General features: G+C 61.9%; 15 protein-coding genes and 1 pseudogene. 11 read left to right on the top strand and 5 right to left on the bottom strand.

Going from position 1 to position 17,328, the window contains the following annotated elements; genetic code table 11:
* Window positions 1-17 precede the first annotated feature (17 nt).
* From F2P46_RS30405 to F2P46_RS30390, 4 genes are all read left to right on the top strand, one after another.
* A complete protein-coding gene (locus tag F2P46_RS30405) occupies window positions 18-320 on the top strand; it encodes a YciI-like protein (RefSeq protein ID WP_166897393.1) in 303 nt (100 codons plus the stop codon).
* A 132-nt stretch (window positions 321-452) separates the two neighbouring features.
* The gene (locus F2P46_RS30400) at window positions 453-2,645 is read left to right on the top strand and encodes a patatin-like phospholipase family protein (RefSeq protein ID WP_166897390.1); all 2,193 of its coding nucleotides are present in this window, start codon (window positions 453-455) and stop codon (window positions 2,643-2,645) included.
* Window positions 2,642-3,142, top strand: a complete 501-nt coding sequence (locus F2P46_RS30395; RefSeq protein WP_166897388.1) for a hypothetical protein — start codon at window positions 2,642-2,644, stop codon at window positions 3,140-3,142. The genes F2P46_RS30400 and F2P46_RS30395 overlap by 4 nt, the downstream gene beginning before the upstream one ends.
* Window positions 3,143-3,154: 12 nt before the next feature.
* The gene (locus F2P46_RS30390) at window positions 3,155-3,493 is read left to right on the top strand and encodes a DUF6572 domain-containing protein (RefSeq protein WP_306667724.1); all 339 of its coding nucleotides are present in this window, start codon (window positions 3,155-3,157) and stop codon (window positions 3,491-3,493) included.
* 332 nt (window positions 3,494-3,825) lie between these two features.
* Here the strand turns inward: F2P46_RS30390 and F2P46_RS30385 are convergent, their stop codons facing one another.
* The 4 genes from F2P46_RS30385 to F2P46_RS30370 form a co-directional block, all read right to left on the bottom strand.
* Window positions 3,826-5,172 carry a type II toxin-antitoxin system HipA family toxin gene (locus F2P46_RS30385; protein WP_166897381.1) on the bottom strand — a complete coding sequence of 449 codons (1,347 nt, stop codon included), beginning with the start codon at window positions 5,170-5,172 and terminating at the stop codon, window positions 3,826-3,828.
* A 2-nt stretch (window positions 5,173-5,174) separates the two neighbouring features.
* Window positions 5,175-5,438, bottom strand: a complete 264-nt coding sequence (locus F2P46_RS30380) for a helix-turn-helix domain-containing protein (protein WP_166897378.1) — start codon at window positions 5,436-5,438, stop codon at window positions 5,175-5,177.
* 289 nt (window positions 5,439-5,727) lie between these two features.
* The gene (locus F2P46_RS30375) at window positions 5,728-6,288 is read right to left on the bottom strand and encodes a 3'-5' exonuclease (RefSeq protein WP_166897375.1); all 561 of its coding nucleotides are present in this window, start codon (window positions 6,286-6,288) and stop codon (window positions 5,728-5,730) included.
* Between the two features lie 101 nt (window positions 6,289-6,389).
* Window positions 6,390-8,216, bottom strand: a complete 1,827-nt coding sequence (locus tag F2P46_RS30370) for a DUF885 family protein (RefSeq protein ID WP_166897372.1) — start codon at window positions 8,214-8,216, stop codon at window positions 6,390-6,392.
* Between the two features lie 127 nt (window positions 8,217-8,343).
* Between F2P46_RS30370 and F2P46_RS30365 the strand changes: the two genes are divergently transcribed.
* The 7 genes and pseudogenes from F2P46_RS30365 (at window position 8,344) to F2P46_RS30340 (ending at window position 16,696) form a co-directional block, all read left to right on the top strand.
* Window positions 8,344-9,624: a glycosyltransferase gene (locus tag F2P46_RS30365; RefSeq protein WP_166897369.1), complete on the top strand. Its 1,281-nt coding sequence runs from the start codon at window positions 8,344-8,346 to the stop codon at window positions 9,622-9,624.
* Between the two features lie 87 nt (window positions 9,625-9,711).
* Window positions 9,712-11,817, top strand: a pseudogene (locus F2P46_RS30360) (TonB-dependent receptor); the annotation flags it as partial.
* A 64-nt stretch (window positions 11,818-11,881) separates the two neighbouring features.
* Entirely contained in the window at window positions 11,882-12,322 is a 441-nt protein-coding gene (locus tag F2P46_RS38340; RefSeq protein WP_267875898.1) for a TonB-dependent receptor, read from the top strand.
* 84 nt (window positions 12,323-12,406) lie between these two features.
* Window positions 12,407-13,792: an MFS transporter gene (locus F2P46_RS30355; protein ID WP_166897366.1), complete on the top strand. Its 1,386-nt coding sequence runs from the start codon at window positions 12,407-12,409 to the stop codon at window positions 13,790-13,792.
* Window positions 13,793-13,801: 9 nt separating this feature from the next.
* Entirely contained in the window at window positions 13,802-14,752 is a 951-nt protein-coding gene (locus F2P46_RS30350) for a family 43 glycosylhydrolase (protein WP_208296835.1), read from the top strand.
* A 22-nt stretch (window positions 14,753-14,774) separates the two neighbouring features.
* Window positions 14,775-15,836, top strand: coding sequence for an aldose epimerase family protein (locus tag F2P46_RS30345; RefSeq protein WP_166897365.1), 1,062 nt, complete (start codon window positions 14,775-14,777; stop codon window positions 15,834-15,836).
* A complete protein-coding gene (locus F2P46_RS30340) occupies window positions 15,833-16,696 on the top strand; it encodes an SMP-30/gluconolactonase/LRE family protein (RefSeq protein ID WP_166897362.1) in 864 nt (287 codons plus the stop codon). The genes F2P46_RS30345 and F2P46_RS30340 overlap by 4 nt, the downstream gene beginning before the upstream one ends.
* A gap of 86 nt (window positions 16,697-16,782) precedes the next feature.
* Here F2P46_RS30340 and F2P46_RS30335 read toward each other — a convergent pair.
* Window positions 16,783-17,328 (bottom strand): RES family NAD+ phosphorylase (locus F2P46_RS30335; RefSeq protein WP_306667723.1); only part of this gene is annotated, 546 nt, incomplete at its 5' end.

Genomic DNA, 17,328 nt, shown 5'->3' with positions numbered 1-17,328 from the left:
GTTTTGACGGAGATTGCATGCACTATTTGTTATGTTACGACCTGGCCCCGGATTATCTTGAAACGCGCGGCAAGTACCGCAACGAGCACCTGAAACTGGCGTGGGAAGCGCAGGAACGCGGTGAACTGATCATGGGCGGCGCGTTTTCCGAGCCGGCCGATATGTCGGTGCTGTTCTTCCAGGGCGACTCGCCGGCGGTGGTGGAAGCGTTCGCCAAGGCCGATCCGTATCTGCTGCACGGCGTGGTGACCGGGTATAAGGTCAGGCAGTGGAATACTGTCGTCGGCAAGGATGCATTCACACCGTTGCGGCCCGAATAGCGCCTCGTCGTTCCCGCGAAGGCGGGAACCCAAGTTTGCGCTACCGGCATAGGCGGCTCAATAACTTGGGTTCCCGCCTGCGCGGGAACGACGGTGCGTATGTCGTCCGACATTAACTCAACCTGCCAATTCATGCGCGCCTTCCACGCTTCCGTTTTCCTCTTCCTCGCCGTCTGCCACGCCACCGTCCTCGCCGCCGACCCGCCCCGCCGCCCCAAAATCGGGCTGGTGTTATCCGGCGGCGGCGCGCGCGGGGTGGCCCATATTGGCGTGCTCAAAGTCCTCGAGGAAATGCGCATCCCGGTCGACTACGTGGTCGGCACCAGCATGGGCTCGATCGTTGCCGGGGCCTACGCCATGGGCAACCGCCCGGACGAGCTGGAAAAACGCATCGCTGCCGTGGAATGGAACAATGTCCTCACCGACAGCCCGCCGCGCCTGGACCGTTCCACCTATGCCAAGGCGACCGAGCGCAAGAACATCGTCAGCGGCGAGATCGGCTTTTCCGACGCCGAAATGCGCCTGCCGCGCGGCCTGAACTACGGCCAGCAGATCGAATTCTTCTTCAACACCCTGGCTGCGAAAACCGGCGACGTCACCCACTTCGACGAGCTCGACATTCCTTTCCGCGCGATTGCCACCGATATCGAAAACGGCAAGATGGTCGTGCTCGAACGCGGCGGCATCGCGCGCGCGATGCGGGCCAGCATGTCGGTGCCCGGCGTGTTCGCCCCGGTCGAGATCGACGACCGAGCGTTGCTCGATGGTGGGCTGGTGCGCAACCTGCCGGTCGACGTGGTGCGCGCCATGGGGGCCGACATTGTGATTGCCGTCAACCTCGGCACGCCGCTGCTCAAGCGCGACAAGATCGTCTCGGCCTTCGGCGTTGGCCAGCAGATGCTCAATATCCTCACCGAGCAGAACGTCGAAGCCTCGCTGCGCGAACTGACGCCGAAAGACGTGCTGATCCTGCCGCAATTGGGCGACTTCAGCGCGGCCGACTTCGAAAACTCCGCCAGGACCATCGACATGGGCGAGGCCGCCGCGCGCGTGGTGGCCGACCGGCTGGCGCCGCTGGCCTTGTCCGACGCCGATTTCAAGGCTCATCTGGCGGCGCGCGCGGCGCGCCATCCGGCGGTGGTCAAGGTCAATTCGGTGCGCATCGATACCAAGCAGTTGAAACACGTCAGCGAGGGGTATATTCACCGCAAATTTTCGATCAAAGCGGGCCAGGCGTTCAGCACGGCGGAATTGCACGCTAATATGAACAGCCTGTATTCGACGGGCGACTTCGAAAACGTCACGCACCGTTTTGAATATGGACCGGAAGGGCGCACCCTGGTGATCGAACCGGTCGAAAAGGAATGGGGGCCGAATTACCTGCAAGCCGGAGTGCGCCTGTCGACCGACCTGGCTGGCGAAAGCGACTTTACGATCTTGCTGGCGCATCGCGGCAAATGGCTGACGCGCTCGGGGCTGGAATGGCGCAATACCGTTTCGCTCGGCCAGGTCAACTCCTTTACCTCGCAGCTGTATCAGCCACTTGGTGGTGAAAGCCGCTGGTACGTGGCGCCGTCCGTGCGTTTTTCGCAGAACAAGGATAACCTGATCATCAACGACAAGGCGGTGGCGACTTACAGCGCCAAGCAGGCGTCCATCGGCATCGACCTGGTCAATCACGTCGATGACGACAGCACCTTCAAGGTGGGGCTGGAACGCGGCACCGAACGTTCGGACCCGAGCATCGGCGTGTCGCAGCTGAGCACCGAGAAAAGCCAGATTGGCGTCATCAAGCTTGAATACGTTCAGGACCGATTGGATGATTGGGTATTCCCATCGACGGGCAATTACAGCTTTGTGAATGCGCGCATTGCCCCGACGTCGGTCGGCGCCACGGTCGAATACAAGCGGCTCGAAATGGGGCACGAAATGGCCTGGAACCGGGGCCCGCACCGGTTCAGCGTGGCCGGGCGCGCGGGCCATCTGTGGGGCGACGATTTACCGCTGATGGAATTGTTTTCGCTGGGTGGGTTTTTGAATTTGTCCGGTTACCAGGCGCGCCAGTTCCTCGGCGGCGATTATCTGTTCGGGCGCGGCGTGTACACGCGCAAAATGACCTTGCTGGGCATGCGCGCTGTGTATCTGGGCGGTTCGGTCGAATTGGGGAAAATGACGCGGCGTTTGAACGGCGACCAGATGGAACGGGCGCAGTTTGCCGGTTCCATGTTCGGCGCGGTCAATACCGCGCTGGGACCGTTCACTGTGGCGGTCGGGGTTGGCGAACGCGGCAACCAGACGTTTTATCTGTTCTTCGGCAAGCCGTGAACACGTTCCGCATCGCGCTCGACGAGGTGGTTGGCAGGCAGTTGACGCGCGATGGCATCGTGTTTGAAGATATCGCGATAGTCCGCGTATTCATCGACGGGAAAGACCTCCTGGAAGCGGTGGATTTCGACGGCGCCCTGATCTGTTTTGATGAGTTAAAGCGCAGCATGTCTGGGCTTGGGAATTACCTGATCTTTACCTGTGCCTGCGGTATTGCCGACGATGGCGGCTGGGAAGGCGTCGCTGTGGATATGACCGACTCCACCGTCAGCTGGACAATGCAAGCTGGATCGCGCGCACTGAATTACTGTTTCGATCGCACCGGCTACGTGGCGGAAATTGCGGCGCTCGGGAAGAAACTCGCTTCCAGTGCGTTGCCACTCGAACCGGGACAGGTGGTGTTTCCTGACGATTTCTTTCCCCGCAAGGATTCATGCTCGATTGACGGCCAAAAGCGAACGCAGACGAAAGACGATACGTCGCCATTAATACCATAAAGGGTGGGAAGGATGGGCCTTGAGAATCCAAGCGTGGTTGACGCTGTCGGCACTGAAACTGTATCGGGCAGCGTTGTCCTGTCGATCCTCGACTCGTGGGACTGGACTGATGAACGTGACCATTTGCTGGTGTTGCAAAGCAAGTTGAACGCGTACTTCGGTTTTGTCGAGAGTGGCCAAATGTACGAGGCGTATCCCGCCGCACAAGGCAAGTCGCTGCGGATTGACATCATCAGCCGTTATCCGTTGCCGACAGCCGCCGTACAGTTTCTGACCGATGCGAAGGTCATGGCGGAGGGACTGGCTGTTTCCTTGCGTTGGAATGCATTCCCTGCCGGCGCAGCGGCCTAAGAGCCTATTCTTGTAGGGAGCGTAGCTGGATGCCGGTCCAGCGGGAGCGCGGACAAGGCGGGAGGAGGACGCATGGCTAGCCATGCTACGACGAGCAACGCCGTCCCCGCGTCCGAGGGGCCGGCAGCAAGCGGCGCCTTGCCTACAAGAATAGGCTCTAAGCAAGTGCGCATAAATTCTTGTCATTTCCAGCTTTCATAAGCGGCGCCTTGCTGTGCTGCCCACCGCTAGCAGTGCTCGCACTGCGTCGCGGCGTGTGCCTCGCATCCGGCTATGTTCGCCAAAAACTCACGCTTATGTCTGCGCTGGTATTGAGGGAAAAGCTGTTGTGATTAGCCGGGCCCCATCCGTTCAAGTGCGCTCGCTGCGTCGAGCAGGCCGCTCAGAATCTTGTCGGCGACCTTTTCCGAAAATCCAGCGGGAAGGTCGGCGCGGACCTTTTCCACGATCGCAGGCGTGCGGGCGATGAAGTCTTGCAGCAGTGGCTCGGCGCTGTCACCGTAGCCGACTTTCTTCGCAGTGCTATTGAAGTGTCGTCGCGTTATGCTGCGCGCCAGGTAGTGCCGGTTTTTCCCGAGCAGGGCCATTGCCATCTTGATGTCCTGGTCTGCCCACTGGTTAGGCCCAGCGCCGATAACGGGATAAGCTGACATCACATCGTAGATGGGCGTCAGCTTGAAACGGCCTTCGCCGGCGAGCAGCTGGATGCTGAAGTTCTTGGCGTGGCCATCCGGTGCGCGCAGCATCCAAAAAAGCAGTTGCGAGGCCATGAGCGTGCGCATGTCTGTGACGGCCTGCTGCGATTGCTGCAGGAGGGTGAACATCTGCTGCAAGCCTGGGCCGCCTTCATTTTCATATTTCACCAGCGGTGAGCTTCCGGTTGCCTGGCAGAAGTCCTCCTGGACAAGCCGGAACAGCTGCTTGCCGTTGGCCGACAGCGCACGGTCGAAACGCTCGACGACCAGCACCCGTTGCGAGCCGAACGTCGCAATCTCGGCGTTCGCCGTGGGCAGTCCGTACTCCTTGAACAGGCGCAGGCATAACCACTCGTTATCGACCGACGTGGAGAAGTCGGCCTTGCGGCCGCCTACCATCCCGATTGGGAGTTTGAAGATGTGCGTCGTCGGCGTAGCGCCACGCGGCTTCAACCATTTACCATCCCACCACAAGAAGGCGTCCTTCTCTTGCGCACCGGCCAGCGAAATCCGGAAGTCCTCGTCGGGGTCCTGTGGAGCGCCGTACTGGTTTGGGCTAACCACTTCAAGCAGGTGCCGCTCAATGGCTTCCTCGTCTACGGCGATGCCGTCAACCTGGGCAAGTCCTTCCGGTTCGATGCCTTCGGGCAGGAGCTGCAATGCGCCCACGCAGTCCCGGCCAATGGCCGCGAGAAGGTCGAAAGCGTCGACAGAGCCTGTCTTGAACCGGGCCGCAACACGTTTGCGGATGATGTCGCTGTCCGGCAGCAAGCCTTCGAAGTAGTGCGAGACCCTGGCTCCCTTGAGCGGCTCGTTATGTATATTGAACGGCATCGACAGCGAGATTGGGCGCCCACGCGTGGAGCGGCGCCAGGCGATGTCGTACTGTAGCTCGGAGTGACCATTGGCGTTGACCGTCCAACGGCCAACGTAATCGCCATTGGCCCAGAGGTGCAGTGTTTGGCTGTGCGAGCGGCGGCCCATGCTTACCACTCCGCCGAACTGCTTGCAGCAGAAGTATCTCGCTCGCCCAATCGAAGCTCCAGCTCGAGTGCTGAGCACCAACTGAGCAGCTGCTTGATGCTGATTTCGTCAGGATGTTTCTCAAGGTAGGAGATGCGATTCTGGCTCAGGCCGACACGATTCGCTACCGCGGTTTGCGTGAGCTTATGCCGTTTGCGCGTCGATACGAGCAGCAGGCCGAGCTGTGGCGCGGTGAGGAGGAGATGGCACGCGGGTGAGGAAGACATTATGAAAATATCGGCTATTCAGACAGATGAATTTTATCCGAATGGCAGCTAAAGTCAATATAGCCGAATGGCGGCTAAACCAGATATAGCCGAATATCGGATAAATTTGCGAAGAAGATGCTCGCCGTGTCGGCGGTAAGCTGACGCCACCACACCTATCGCTCAGATCCCTTGGCGCACGTCGGCGACCCGGAGCATGCTCTTTATCGCTCTTTAAGAGAGCACGAGGAAAGACCGGTTCGGGTAACGATGGCGCTGTCCCTCCAGGTAAGGGACGCTGCACATGTGCTTATCGGCGCAGGCGCGCTTCTCCGAAAATGTACGGCAGCAGGCGCGCGATATTGCGGGCGTCGTCGATGCCGCGATGGTGGGCGCCTTCGAACTTCATGCCGGCCAGGCGGATGGCTTCTCCCAGCCCCGGTTTCTTGGATAATTTCTGGCGCTCCGCCATCAGGCGCTTGAGGTTCGCGTGCGAGGCGCTGATCGGATAGGGCAGCTTGTGGAATGCGCAGTCCTGATGCAGCTGTTTCAGGTCGTAGTCGCCCCAGGAGCAGAAAACGAAGTCGCTGTATTGGTAGAGCCAGGTCTTGAAGTGGCCGATCGCTTCTTCAAACAGGGGTGCGCTATCGACGTCCTTTTGCTCAATCGAGGTGAGCGTGGTGCAGAATGGTGTCAGTTGCGGATGGCGCACCGGACGAATGAAAGTCTGGAATTCATCGACCACGGCCAGGCTGGCGCCGTCGACCATGACGGCGCCGATTTCGATGATTTCCATATGGTCGCGTGGCACCGTCGCTTTGTCGCAGCAGGTGGCTTCAAAGTCGATGACGAGATAACGGGATGCTTGCATTCAGTTGAGTTTCCTTAAGTAGATAAAACGCTACTATAACGACATCTCCGGAGCCGGCCAGAAAACGCCTCTTTCACAGCCGCTCTCGTCATGCGCTTTCTCTACTTTGCCGACGCAATCGAGCGATCCACCCGGGCCTCTAACAGCGGCAGCGGCAAGGTGCCGTCGCCGATCACCACTTCGTGAAACTTGGGCAGGCTGAATTTGTCGCCCATCGCCGTGCGCGCCCGCTCGCGCAATTCCAGGATCTTCAGCGCGCCGATTTTGTAGCTCAATGCCTGCGCCGGCCACACCATGTAACGCTCGATCTGGTTCTTGGCGCGCGCTTCGCTGTAGCCGAGTGTCTTGCTGGCATACGCGATGGCCTGCTCCCGGGTCCAGCCTTTGGCGTGCATGCCGGTATCGACCACCAGCCTGACGGCGCGCAGCAATTCATCGTTCAGGTGCCCGAAATACGCTTCCGGATCGTCATACAGACCGAATTCGTGCCCCAGGGTTTCCGCATACAGCGCCCAACCTTCGGTAAACGCCCCGATATTCGGATTTTCGGTATTGAATTTGCGGAAATCCGGTACGTCGAGTTCCTTCAGCAGTCCCGCGTGAAAATGGTGGCCGGGCTGGCCTTCGTGCAGGTACAAAGTGACCATGCCGGTGCGGCTGTAGTCTTTGGGATCGTTCACAACCGCCCAGAACACGCCCGGATGCGAGCCGTCGGCCGCCGCCGGCGTGTAATGGTCGGACGCCGTGGCGCGCGTCAGTTCGGGCTCCAGCTGTAACTGGAGCGGCGCTTTGGGCAGCAGCGAAAACAGTGCCGGCAGCTTGGTCTTGATCTTGCTGTCGATCTGGCGATAGGCGTCGAGCACCTCGGCCTCGGTCTTGAAGGACTTGAATTTGTCCTGCGCTTCCACCCATTGCGGCAGCCCCGCCGGCGCGCCGCTGTAACCGAGCCTGGGACCGAGCAGCGCCCATTGCTGTTCGATGCGCGCCACTTCCTTCAATCCCAATTGGTGAATCTGTTCGGGATTCATCGACAGCGTGGTGCGGTCCTTGATCTGCGCCTGGTACCACGCGGCGCCGTCCGGCAGCGCGCTCCAGCCGTCGCTGGCGCGGCTGGCGGGCAGGTATTCCTTTTCCAGGTACAGCGCCAGCCGCTCGAGGGCAGGGGACAGGCCGGTGGCGACTGTCTTGCGATAAGCGGCGGTGAGCCGGTCTTTCTCGGCCTGCGAGAACGCCGCCGGCAGGTTCTTGATCGGCGTGTAAAAGATATTCGCTTCCGGCGTGGCGCTGCGCAGTTGCTGGAACTGGGGCAGCATCGCCACCGTGATCGCTTTCGGTTGCACGATGCCGCGCTTGACGCCTTCGCGCATGTTGGCAATCGCCTGGTCGATCCAGGCCGGCAGCTGGTTCAGGCGGCTCAGGTAATCCTGGTATTGGGCCACCGTATTCAAAGGTTGCGAGCCGGTGCCGCTGGCGTAATTGGCCAGGGTGCCGGGCACGTTATCGAAGTGGTTCAGCGGGAGCAGGTGCTCGGGGAATTTTTCCAGGCTCAGGCCGCTATCGAGTTCGAAGGCCAGCAAGTCGTCATTGAGCTGGTCCGCTTCGCTCAGGCGGGCGCGCGGAATGGCTTTCAATTGCGTCTGCAGGCGCCGGTACAGCGCAAACTGGCGTGCGCGGCTTTTTGGCGAAATGCTCATTCCCAGTTCGCTGTTATAGCGGCTGTCGCCATTGGCGGTGATCAGCAGCGGATCGAAATGCGCGCGCGCCTGATAGAAGGCGTCGGCCAGTTTGTGAAGCCGGGTCGCTGCGGCGGCGCTGGCGGCCGGTGCGGTGCTGGTGGCCGGCGCGGCGCTGGCGCCGCACACCGGCAGGGTTAATACGGCCAGCAATGCCGTGGTTCCGAGCAGCGGGCGGGAGAGGCTGAAACGCATGACGATTCCTTGTACATTGAGTGAAGAGAATCCAGGCAGGATAGCGCAAATGGCCGGGGCTGGGCAGCTGCGCGACGCTGTATGATAGGCGGCGCTTTGCGCCGCTCATCCCCTCTATGGAAACGCCATGTCCGATTATTCGACCGTTTTGCCGCATATTGTCGTCGTCACCACCGGCTCGGCCGGCGATCTGTTTCCATTCCTGCGGCTCGGGATCGGGCTGCGCGAGCGCGGCCACAAGGTCACCGTCCTCGCGCCCCAGATGCACGAGCCGCTGGTGCGCCGCGCCGGACTGGAATGCCATCGGCTGCCGGCCGATCCGGCGGTCCTGGACGATCCCGACCTGTGGCATCCGCGGCGCGGTTTCGGCGTGGTATGGCGCGCCATTCGGGACGGCATGGAAGCGATGCGCGCGTTTGTCGCGGCCCTGCCGCCGGACCAGCCGTGCACCTTGCTGGTCCATCCGCTGGCCGTGGCGCATGCCGACCTGCGCCGCGCGGAACGGCCGGATATCCGGATCGTGGCCGCCTACCTGGCGCCATCGAACCTGCGCACGGTGCACGACTTGCCGGTGCTGGGACCGTTCCCGATACCGGGCTGGCTGCCTTTGATGCTGCGGCGCTGGCTGTGGAACATGGTCGAGGCCACGGCCATCAACCCGGTCGTCGTGCCCGAACTGAACGCGATACGACGCGCGCAGGGTCGCGCGCCCATGTCCAGCTACATGGACGAGATGTACAGTGCGCCCGATCTGTCGGTGACCTTGTTTCCGGAATGGTTCGGCGCGCGCCAGCCGGACTGGCCGTCGCCGCTGCTGTGCGGCGATTTTCCGCTGTACGATCCGCACCCGGACGCATCGATTGCGCCTGGCCTCGTGCAATTCATGCGCGCCGGCAGCGCCCCGATCATCGTCACCCACGGTACCGCCAACATGCATGCGGCCGCGTTCTTTGCCAGCGCTTTGGCGGCGGCGGAGCGGCTCGGCCGGCGCATCGTGTTCCTGACGGCGCACCGGGCGCATGTGCCGGCCACCTTGCCGCCAACGGCGTTCTGGCAGGATTACTGCCCGCTGGCGGCCTTGCTGCCGGACGCGGCGGCGCTGGTGCACCACGGCGGCATCGGCACCACGGCCGTCGCCTTGCGCGCCGGCACGCCGCAGCTGGTCGTGCCGATGGCCTACGACCAGTTCGACAACGGCGAACGCGTCAGGGCGATGCACGCCGGCCTGACGCTCAAAGCGAGCCGCGTCAGCGTCCGCACGCTGGCCGACGCCCTTCAGAGCCTGCTGCAATCGCCCGAGATCCATATCGGCTGCTCAGCAGTCAAAGAGCGCCTGGCGGCCGGGGGAGGGCTGGACGCGGTGATCGATGCCATATCGAAAACGGTATCGAAAACCGGAAAAATATGATTGGATTGATTCTTTGGCTTTCCTTACTATCCGGTTCAAGGGCTAAAAATACCCAAGAATCATATAACTAGAACGCCAAGGAGACGTATGACATCGCACGCACCAGGCCCCGTCGCGGCCATTTCCCGTACCCCCTTGACCTTGAAGCTGATCGTGGCGGCCCTGGCCGGCGCCGGCATGCTGAGCGGCGCCTCGGTATGGGCGCAGGATGCCACTGCGCTTGATGCCACCAGCGTGGTCACCGTCTCCGGCGTGCGCAAGGCAGCCCAGAGCGCCCAGGCCATCAAGCGCAATTCGGACGAAGTGATCGATTCCATCGTGGCCGAGGAAGCCGGCAAGTTCCCGGACAAGAATGTCGCCGAAATGCTTGGTCGCATCACCGGTGTGCAGATCCGCCGCGAAAACGGCGAAGCGCGCGAGGTCGTCATTCGCGGCTTGCCGGGCCTTGTGACCCTGCTCAACGGCCGCGAAATGTTCACCGCCGGCAAAGAGGGCCGCAGCCTGTACCTGGCCGACATTCCGGCCGCCATGCTGCAACGGGTGGACGTGTACAAGACCCAGGGCGCCGAGATGGTCGAGGGCGGCACCGCCGGCGTGATCGATGTGCGCACCGCGCGTCCGTTCGACGCCAAGGGCTTCGCGTCGAGCCTCACGGCGCGCGTGGAAAACCGCGACAAGTCGAAAACCAACGATCCCAACCTGTCGGGCATGATCTCGAACCGCTGGAAAACCGGCTACGGCGAGATCGGCGCGCTGGCCGGCCTGTCCTACCAGGATGGCAATTACCACGACGAAATCACCTGGAATTCGCCGCCGAAGGACCGCGCGGCCGACATCGGCGCCGGCATCTCCGCGCCGGACGAGCTGGGCCATGTGCTGTACCAGGGCCAGCGCAAGCGCGTGGCCGGCAACGTTGCGCTGCAGTGGCGCCCGAACGCGGCCCTCGAATTCTTCGCCGAAGGCATCTCGACCGAAATCCATCACGCTGCCGAACGCCAGTTCTATGTCGGCGCGCTTGGCCTGAACAAGAATTCCGCCTTCACCCTGATTCCCGGCACCAAGCAGGTGCAGACGGTGACATCGACCAACAGCAATCCGTTCGCGCTCGGCTCGACCCAGGCGCCGCACGATTACTCGCTGGGCAGCCAGGGCGCCCTCGGTGCGCGCTGGAACGTGTCGCCGACGTGGCGCGTGACGACCGAGCTGGCGCGCACACTGAGCCGTGTGCGCCAGGAGTTTCCTATCGTCGATCTGGTGGCGGCGCCGCCTACCATCACCGGCAACACCTACGTAAATGGGGGAGCGCAGTTTTCCTATCCCGGTTACGACATGAGCAACCCGAACAATTACCGGGTCGCCACCTTCTTCGACAATCACAACCATGCCGAAAGCCGCGCGACCGACTGGCGCGCCGACGCCACCTGGACCCCGGAAGAAGACGGCTTCATCAAGGATGTGTCGACCGGCGTGCGGGTCGCCAAACGCAATGCGGCCTATGTGCACGAACTGGACGGCTTCCGTCCGGCGCCGGGCAATATTGCTTTGAACTCGGTGCCGGGCCTGGCCTGCAATTCAATGCCGATGGCGGGCGACTACGGCATGGCTTCGTGGGTCACGCCGTGCGCGGGCTTCATGCACGACCATATCGGCGACTTGCGCACGCTGTTCGGCGATGGCAGCAAGTCGGCGCAAGACAAGCTGTCCCAGTTCAACAACCAGGAAACCACCTACGCCATCTACACCAAGGCCAAGTATGGTTTTACGGCCGGGACCATCCCGGTCGACGGCACGGTCGGGGTGCGCGTGGTGCAGACCAAGGGTGTGCTGAGCGGCTACTCGCAATCCAATGGCGTGATCCTGCCGGTATCGAGTACGCCATCGTCGACCGACGTGTTGCCGAACGCCACCCTCAAGGCCATGATCTTGCCGGACGTGCAGGCGCGCCTGACCGCCGGCAAGTCGATGCAGCGGGCCAACTTCGACCAGTTCAATCCGGGCGTGTCCTACAACGTGCCGAGCACCACCGTGCAAGCGGTGGGCACGGGCGGCAATCCCGACCTGAAACCGATCGAAGGAAAGAACTTCGATGCCGCGGCGGAATGGTATTTCGCACCGACCGGCTCGCTCACGGCCACCGTGTTCCGCCACGACTTCAAGAACTACATCCTCACCAGTTCGACCAAGGAAACCTATAACGGCATCGTGTACGACGTGAACCGTCCGCGCAATATGTCCAAGGGCACCTTGCAGGGCGGAATTGTCTTACCAGCAGTTCTACGACAAGCTGCCGGGCTGGCTGGGCGGCTTCGGCCTGCAAGCGAACGTGACCTACATGAAGGGCGACCTGACCGACACCGGCGGCGTGCTCAAACCGTTCGTCGGCATGTCCAAGCTGTCGTACAACGTGGTCGGCCTGTACGAGCGCGATGGCTGGTCCGGCCGCGTGGCCTACAACTGGCGCGACAAGTATGTCGACACCTTCAACTACCGTGGCCTCGGTTTCGACTTGATCGTCGACCCGATCAAGACCATGGATGCCTCGCTCTCCTACAAGATCAGCGAAGCGATGAGCGTGACCGTGGACGTGGAGAACCTGCTTGACCGTAAGTACCACGATTACCATGGCGTCGCCAGCAACCCGCGCGACATTCGCCGCTACGACCGCGTGGTGGGTCTGTCGCTGCGCTACAAAATGTAGGTGCCGCGTAAGCGATCGTCCCGGAAGCGTTGCGTGGAAATTGAACGCAGCGCTTTCTGTCCTTGTATGGTTGAGAAAGTTTGCATGAAACCGCTCGATAAGAATTCCCAGAAATTATCCACCCTCGAAAAAGTGGGCTTCGGCACCGGCGACATGGCGCTCAACGTCGTGATCTCGTCGATGATGCTGCTCATCACCTTCTTCTACACCGATATCTACGGCCTGCGCACCGAGCACCTGGCGCTGCTGTTCGTGGTGGTCAAAGTCATCGGCGGCGCGGCCGACCTGGCCATGGGGCAGGTGACCGACCGCTTTACGTCGCGCTTCGGGCGCTATCGGCCGTGGCTGCTGTGGCTGTGCGTACCGTACGGCGTGAGCGTGTTTTTCGTGTTCACCACGCCCAGCTGGGGCTATGACGCCAAGCTGGTGTGGGCGTACTCCACCTACATCCTGATGACCCTGATGACGGCCGGGGTCGGCATTCCCTACATTTCGCTGATCAGCGGACTGACCAGCGATCCGCAGGAACGCCTCTCGGCCAACGGCTACCGGCTGTTCTTCGCCAAGGTCGGCGCCTTCATGGTGACCATCATCGTGCCCAAGCTGGCGGACAAATGGGGTGCGGGGAACCTGGCCGTCGGCTACCAGTCGGCCATGGCGCTGATGGCGGTGATGGGCGTCGGCCTGTTCCTGTTCTGCGTGTTCACTACCAAGGAAAGGGTGATCCACGTGGTCGAGCGGCAGCCTTTGATGGAACAGTTCAAGCTGCTGATGCGCAACGACCAATGGCTGATCCTGTGCGGCGTGTGCCTGACCGGCACGGTCGGCTACGTGGTGCGGGGCTCGGTCGCCATCTATTACGCCATGTACTACCTTGGCGGCGACACCGATACCGTGGCGGCGTTCTTATCGACCGGCGTGGCGGCCGCGATCCTGTCGATGGTCGCCTCGACCTGGATCACCAAGTCCTATTGCAAGGTCAAGCTGTTCCGCTACACCCAGATCGGGGTGGCCCTGATCAGCGTGCTGATGTACGTGTTCGTGAAGCCGGGCGACATGGTGCTCGCGTTTATCCTGTACTTCCTGCTCTCGTTCGTGGTCGACCTGCATGCGCCGGTGTTCTGGTCGGCGATTGCCGAAACCATCGACTACGGCCAGGTCAAGACCGGCAAGCGCGTCTCCGGCTTTGCCTTCGGCGGCATTTCGGTATGCCAGAAGGCCGGCATGGCGGTGGCCGGCGGCATGGTCGGGCTGCTGCTGACCTATTTCCAGTACGTGCCGAACCAGGCGCAAAGTCCGCTGGCGCTGAGCGGCATCGCCTTGATGCTCACCGTCATCCCCGGCTTCTTCCACTTCCTGATGGGCGTGCTGATGTTCAAGTACCGCATCACCGACAGCTACTACGACGAGGTCAAGACCGACCTGCGCAGCGCCGGCTTCGCCACCACTTCATTTACCAGACCCGCTTAAGCAAACCCAATGACCATGCAGACACTGTCCCCCCTGATCGCGCAACGCGCCGATCCGTTCATTTACAAGCACAGCGACGGCTATTACTATTTCACGGCCTCGGTGCCGGAATACGACCGCATCGAAGTGCGCCGCGCGCGCACCATTGCGGAACTGCCAGGCGCGCCTGCGGTCAATGTATGGTGCAAGCCGGATGCCGGACCGTACAGCGAACTGCTGTGGGCGCCGGAGATCCACTTCAACCAGGGCGCGTGGTACGTCTACTTTGCCGCCGCCCCGAGCCGCGAGATCAAACACAAGCTGTTCCAGCACCGCATGTACGCCGTGCGCAACACCAATCCCAACCCGCTCGAAGGCGAGTGGGAATTCATGGGGCAAGTCGACACCGGCATCGACACATTCTGTCTCGACGCCACCACCTTCACCCATGACGGCGTGCTGTACTACCTGTGGGCGCAGAAGGACGAGGCGATCGAAGGCAACTCCAACCTGTACATCGCGCCGATGGCCACGCCATGGCAACTGGGCGGGCCGCCGGTGATGCTCAGCAAACCCGAATTCGACTGGGAAATCCGTGGCTTCCGGGTCAACGAAGGCCCCTCCGTCATCAAGCGCAACGGCAAGATTTTCATCAGCTACTCGGCCAGCGCCACCGACGAGAACTACGCGATGGGCCTGCTGTGGGCCGACGAGAACGCCGACCTGCTCAATCCGGCATCGTGGACCAAGCTGGCCGAGCCGGTGCTGCAAACCTGCTATGAGCACGGTATCTACGGTCCGGGCCACAACAGTTTTACCTATGGCGAGGATGGCGACACCGTGATGCTGGTGTACCATGCCCGTACCTACACCGAGATTGTCGGCGACCCCCTGTGGAACCCCGACCGCCATACTTTCGTCAAGCCATTACGATGGGACGAGCAGGGCATGCCCGTGTTCGGACGCCCGTCAATCGCCTGAGACACCTTAACGAGGAAGCACCGTGCAAGCGAGCATCACGCAATCGGCATTCGGCCACCTGCCCGACGGCAGGGCGGCCACCTTGTTCACACTGACCAATCCCAACGGGCTGCTGCTGAAGATCACCGATTTCGGCGGCATCATCACCGAAATCCACACGCCCGACCGCCACGGCGCGCTGGCCGACATCACGCTCGGCTTCGACACGCTGGCGCCGTATGTGAAAGAGTCGCCGTACTTCGGCGCCCTGATCGGGCGCTACGGCAACCGCCTGCGCGACGGCCGTTTCACGCTCGACGGCCAGGTGGTGCAACTGCCCGCCAATGATGGCGCGCACCACCTGCACGGCGGCGAGCAGGGCTACCACCGCGTGCTGTGGCGCGCGATTCCTTTCCAGGAAGGCGATTCGGTCGGCCTGACCTTGATCTACCGCAGCCGTGACGGCGAGCAGGGCTATCCCGGCACGCTCGACGTGACCGTGGTATACGAACTGACGGCCGGCGACGAGCTGGTGGTGACGTTCGACGCGGTGACCGACAAGGCGACACCGGTTAACCTGACCCAGCACGCGTACTTCAACCTGGCGGGCCAGGGCGACATCCTCGGCCATCTGCTGCGGATCGACGCCGACGCCTACACGCCGATCGACAGCACCCTGATTCCGACCGGGGAACTGGCGCCGGTGGCCGGCACCGCGTTCGACTTCCGCACGCCGCATCCGATTGGCGAGCGCATCGGTATTGAAGATGAACAACTGCGCCACGGCAGCGGCTACGATCACAATTTCGTGCTCAACAAGCCGGCCCCCAGGGCGATGACCCTGGCCGCGCGTGCGCACGAGCCGGTCTCGGGCCGGGTGCTCGAACTGTTCACCGAGGAACCGGGCGTGCAATTTTACAGCGGCAATTTCCTCGACGGCAGCTTGACGGGCAAGGGCCAGGCCTATGGCTATCGCAGCGGCTTTTGCCTCGAACCCCAGCACTTTCCCGATTCGCCCAACCAAAGCGCATTTCCGAATACCATCTTGCGCCCCGGTGAAGAATATGCGACCGTATCCCGATACAAATTTTCGGTGGAGAAATGATGCTTGAGTTAATGGTCGACGCGAAAAATGCGCTGGGCGAATGCGTGCTGTGGTGCGAACGCAGCGGCAGGGTGTTCTGGACCGATATCCTCGGCTCCACCTTGTGGGCGCATCATCCTGCCACGGGTGTCACGCGCAGCTGGGCGATGCCGGAGCGGCTGGCCTCGTTCGCGCTGACCGACCACGACGAGCGCTTGCTGGTCGGGCTGGCGACGCGGCTGGCTTTTTTCGAGCTCGGGAGCGGGGAGGTGACGCCGGTCTGCGAGGTCGAGGCCGGGTTGACCACGCGCCTCAATGACGGGCGGTGCGATCGCCAGGGGCGTTTTGTGTTCGGCACCTTCAACGAAGTCGAGCCGCGCCTGCCGATCGGCGGCTTTTACCGGCTCAACCGCGATTTGCGCCTGGAGCGCCTGCCGTTGCCGCATGCGGCGATTGCCAACAGCATCTGTTTCAGTCCCGATGGCGCCACCATGTACTACTGCGATTCGCCGGAGCGGGTGATCCGTTGCTGCGACTACGACGTGGTCAGCGGCGCGCTGTCGAACTTGCGCGTGTTTGCGCAGGTCGAAGGCGAGGGCGAGCCGGACGGGTCGTGCGTCGATGCGCGCGGGTATCTGTGGAACGCCCAGTGGGGCGCGGGCAAGCTGGTGCGCTATGCACCGGACGGCGCCATCGACCGCACTGTGGCGCTGCCGGCCAGCCAGCCGAGCTGCGTGGCCTTCGGCGGAGCGCTGCTCGACCAGTTGTACGCCACCAGCGCGCGGGTGGGCTTGGCCAATCCGGGGGATGCCGATGGCGGGCTGTTCACGGGGACGGTGCCGGGTGTGCGCGGCTTGCCCGAGAGCCGGTTTGTCTGTTGATCGTTGGCTCCCGGTGGGCCTGACCGGGGCGCTTCCTTACTTGCGTGGAGCGGACTGCTACTCCTTGTCTTCTTGCAAGGAAAGCCTTATCGGCATGTTTTTAGCCGCGGATCATAGATATACTGCCGTACAACTTCTGCGGTAATCTGGGCGCTCGCCCGGTGAACTGGGTTGATCAGGACGTTGTATTCTTCTGGGACGATAACGGAAGGGACGAGCAGTAAGGCAGTCGATACGCTTTGCAACCATTTGTCGCCAAGATCGATGCTTGTAGCGCCTGGTGGTTCTGCCAGCCATGTGGGTGGCAGGTCGGCTGCGGTAACGGTTTCCCGCTTCCGCCATAGGGCACTGGGAATGGTGATTTTCACGAGGAATTCGTTTCGCCTTGTTGTCGTGTCAATGCGCGTAAGTGTCTCCAGCGTAGCCAACGAAATGGACGTGGCAGCATATACGACAGGCGTGCCTTTACTATTCCATCTTCCGCCGGTCGATTTCGCTCCGCCACCGCCTAGCCTGAATGTTTCATGAACTGCCAGTGCGTTGCTGGCTGGACGATACGAAACCTCGTCGGCAGTGTTTTCGATGGTCGCGGGTAATGGATGCCCTACCCGATTGAACGGGGCATCGAATGG

Source organism: Massilia sp. CCM 8734 (genome assembly GCF_011682155.1).
GTDB classification, from domain to species: Bacteria; Pseudomonadota; Gammaproteobacteria; order Burkholderiales; family Burkholderiaceae_D; genus Telluria_A; species Telluria_A rubra.
The sequence above is the reverse complement of the archived record's forward strand: the minus strand, read 5'-3'. Positions and strand labels throughout refer to the sequence as shown.

Coding starts and splice junctions, on each gene's coding strand:
- F2P46_RS30350 (WP_208296835.1), top strand. CDS start 13,802: ATGACCATGCAGACACTGTCCCCCCTGATCGCGCAACGCGCCGATCCG.
- F2P46_RS30375 (WP_166897375.1), bottom strand. CDS start 6,288: ATGCAAGCATCCCGTTATCTCGTCATCGACTTTGAAGCCACCTGCTGC.
- F2P46_RS30370 (WP_166897372.1), bottom strand. CDS start 8,216: ATGCGTTTCAGCCTCTCCCGCCCGCTGCTCGGAACCACGGCATTGCTG.
- F2P46_RS30400 (WP_166897390.1), top strand. CDS start 453: ATGCGCGCCTTCCACGCTTCCGTTTTCCTCTTCCTCGCCGTCTGCCAC.
- F2P46_RS30365 (WP_166897369.1), top strand. CDS start 8,344: ATGTCCGATTATTCGACCGTTTTGCCGCATATTGTCGTCGTCACCACC.
- F2P46_RS30385 (WP_166897381.1), bottom strand. CDS start 5,172: ATGGGCCGCCGCTCGCACAGCCAAACACTGCACCTCTGGGCCAATGGC.
- F2P46_RS30390 (WP_306667724.1), top strand. CDS start 3,155: ATGGGCCTTGAGAATCCAAGCGTGGTTGACGCTGTCGGCACTGAAACT.
- F2P46_RS30380 (WP_166897378.1), bottom strand. CDS start 5,438: ATGTCTTCCTCACCCGCGTGCCATCTCCTCCTCACCGCGCCACAGCTC.
- F2P46_RS30355 (WP_166897366.1), top strand. CDS start 12,407: ATGAAACCGCTCGATAAGAATTCCCAGAAATTATCCACCCTCGAAAAA.
- F2P46_RS30340 (WP_166897362.1), top strand. CDS start 15,833: ATGATGCTTGAGTTAATGGTCGACGCGAAAAATGCGCTGGGCGAATGC.
- F2P46_RS30405 (WP_166897393.1), top strand. CDS start 18: ATGCACTATTTGTTATGTTACGACCTGGCCCCGGATTATCTTGAAACG.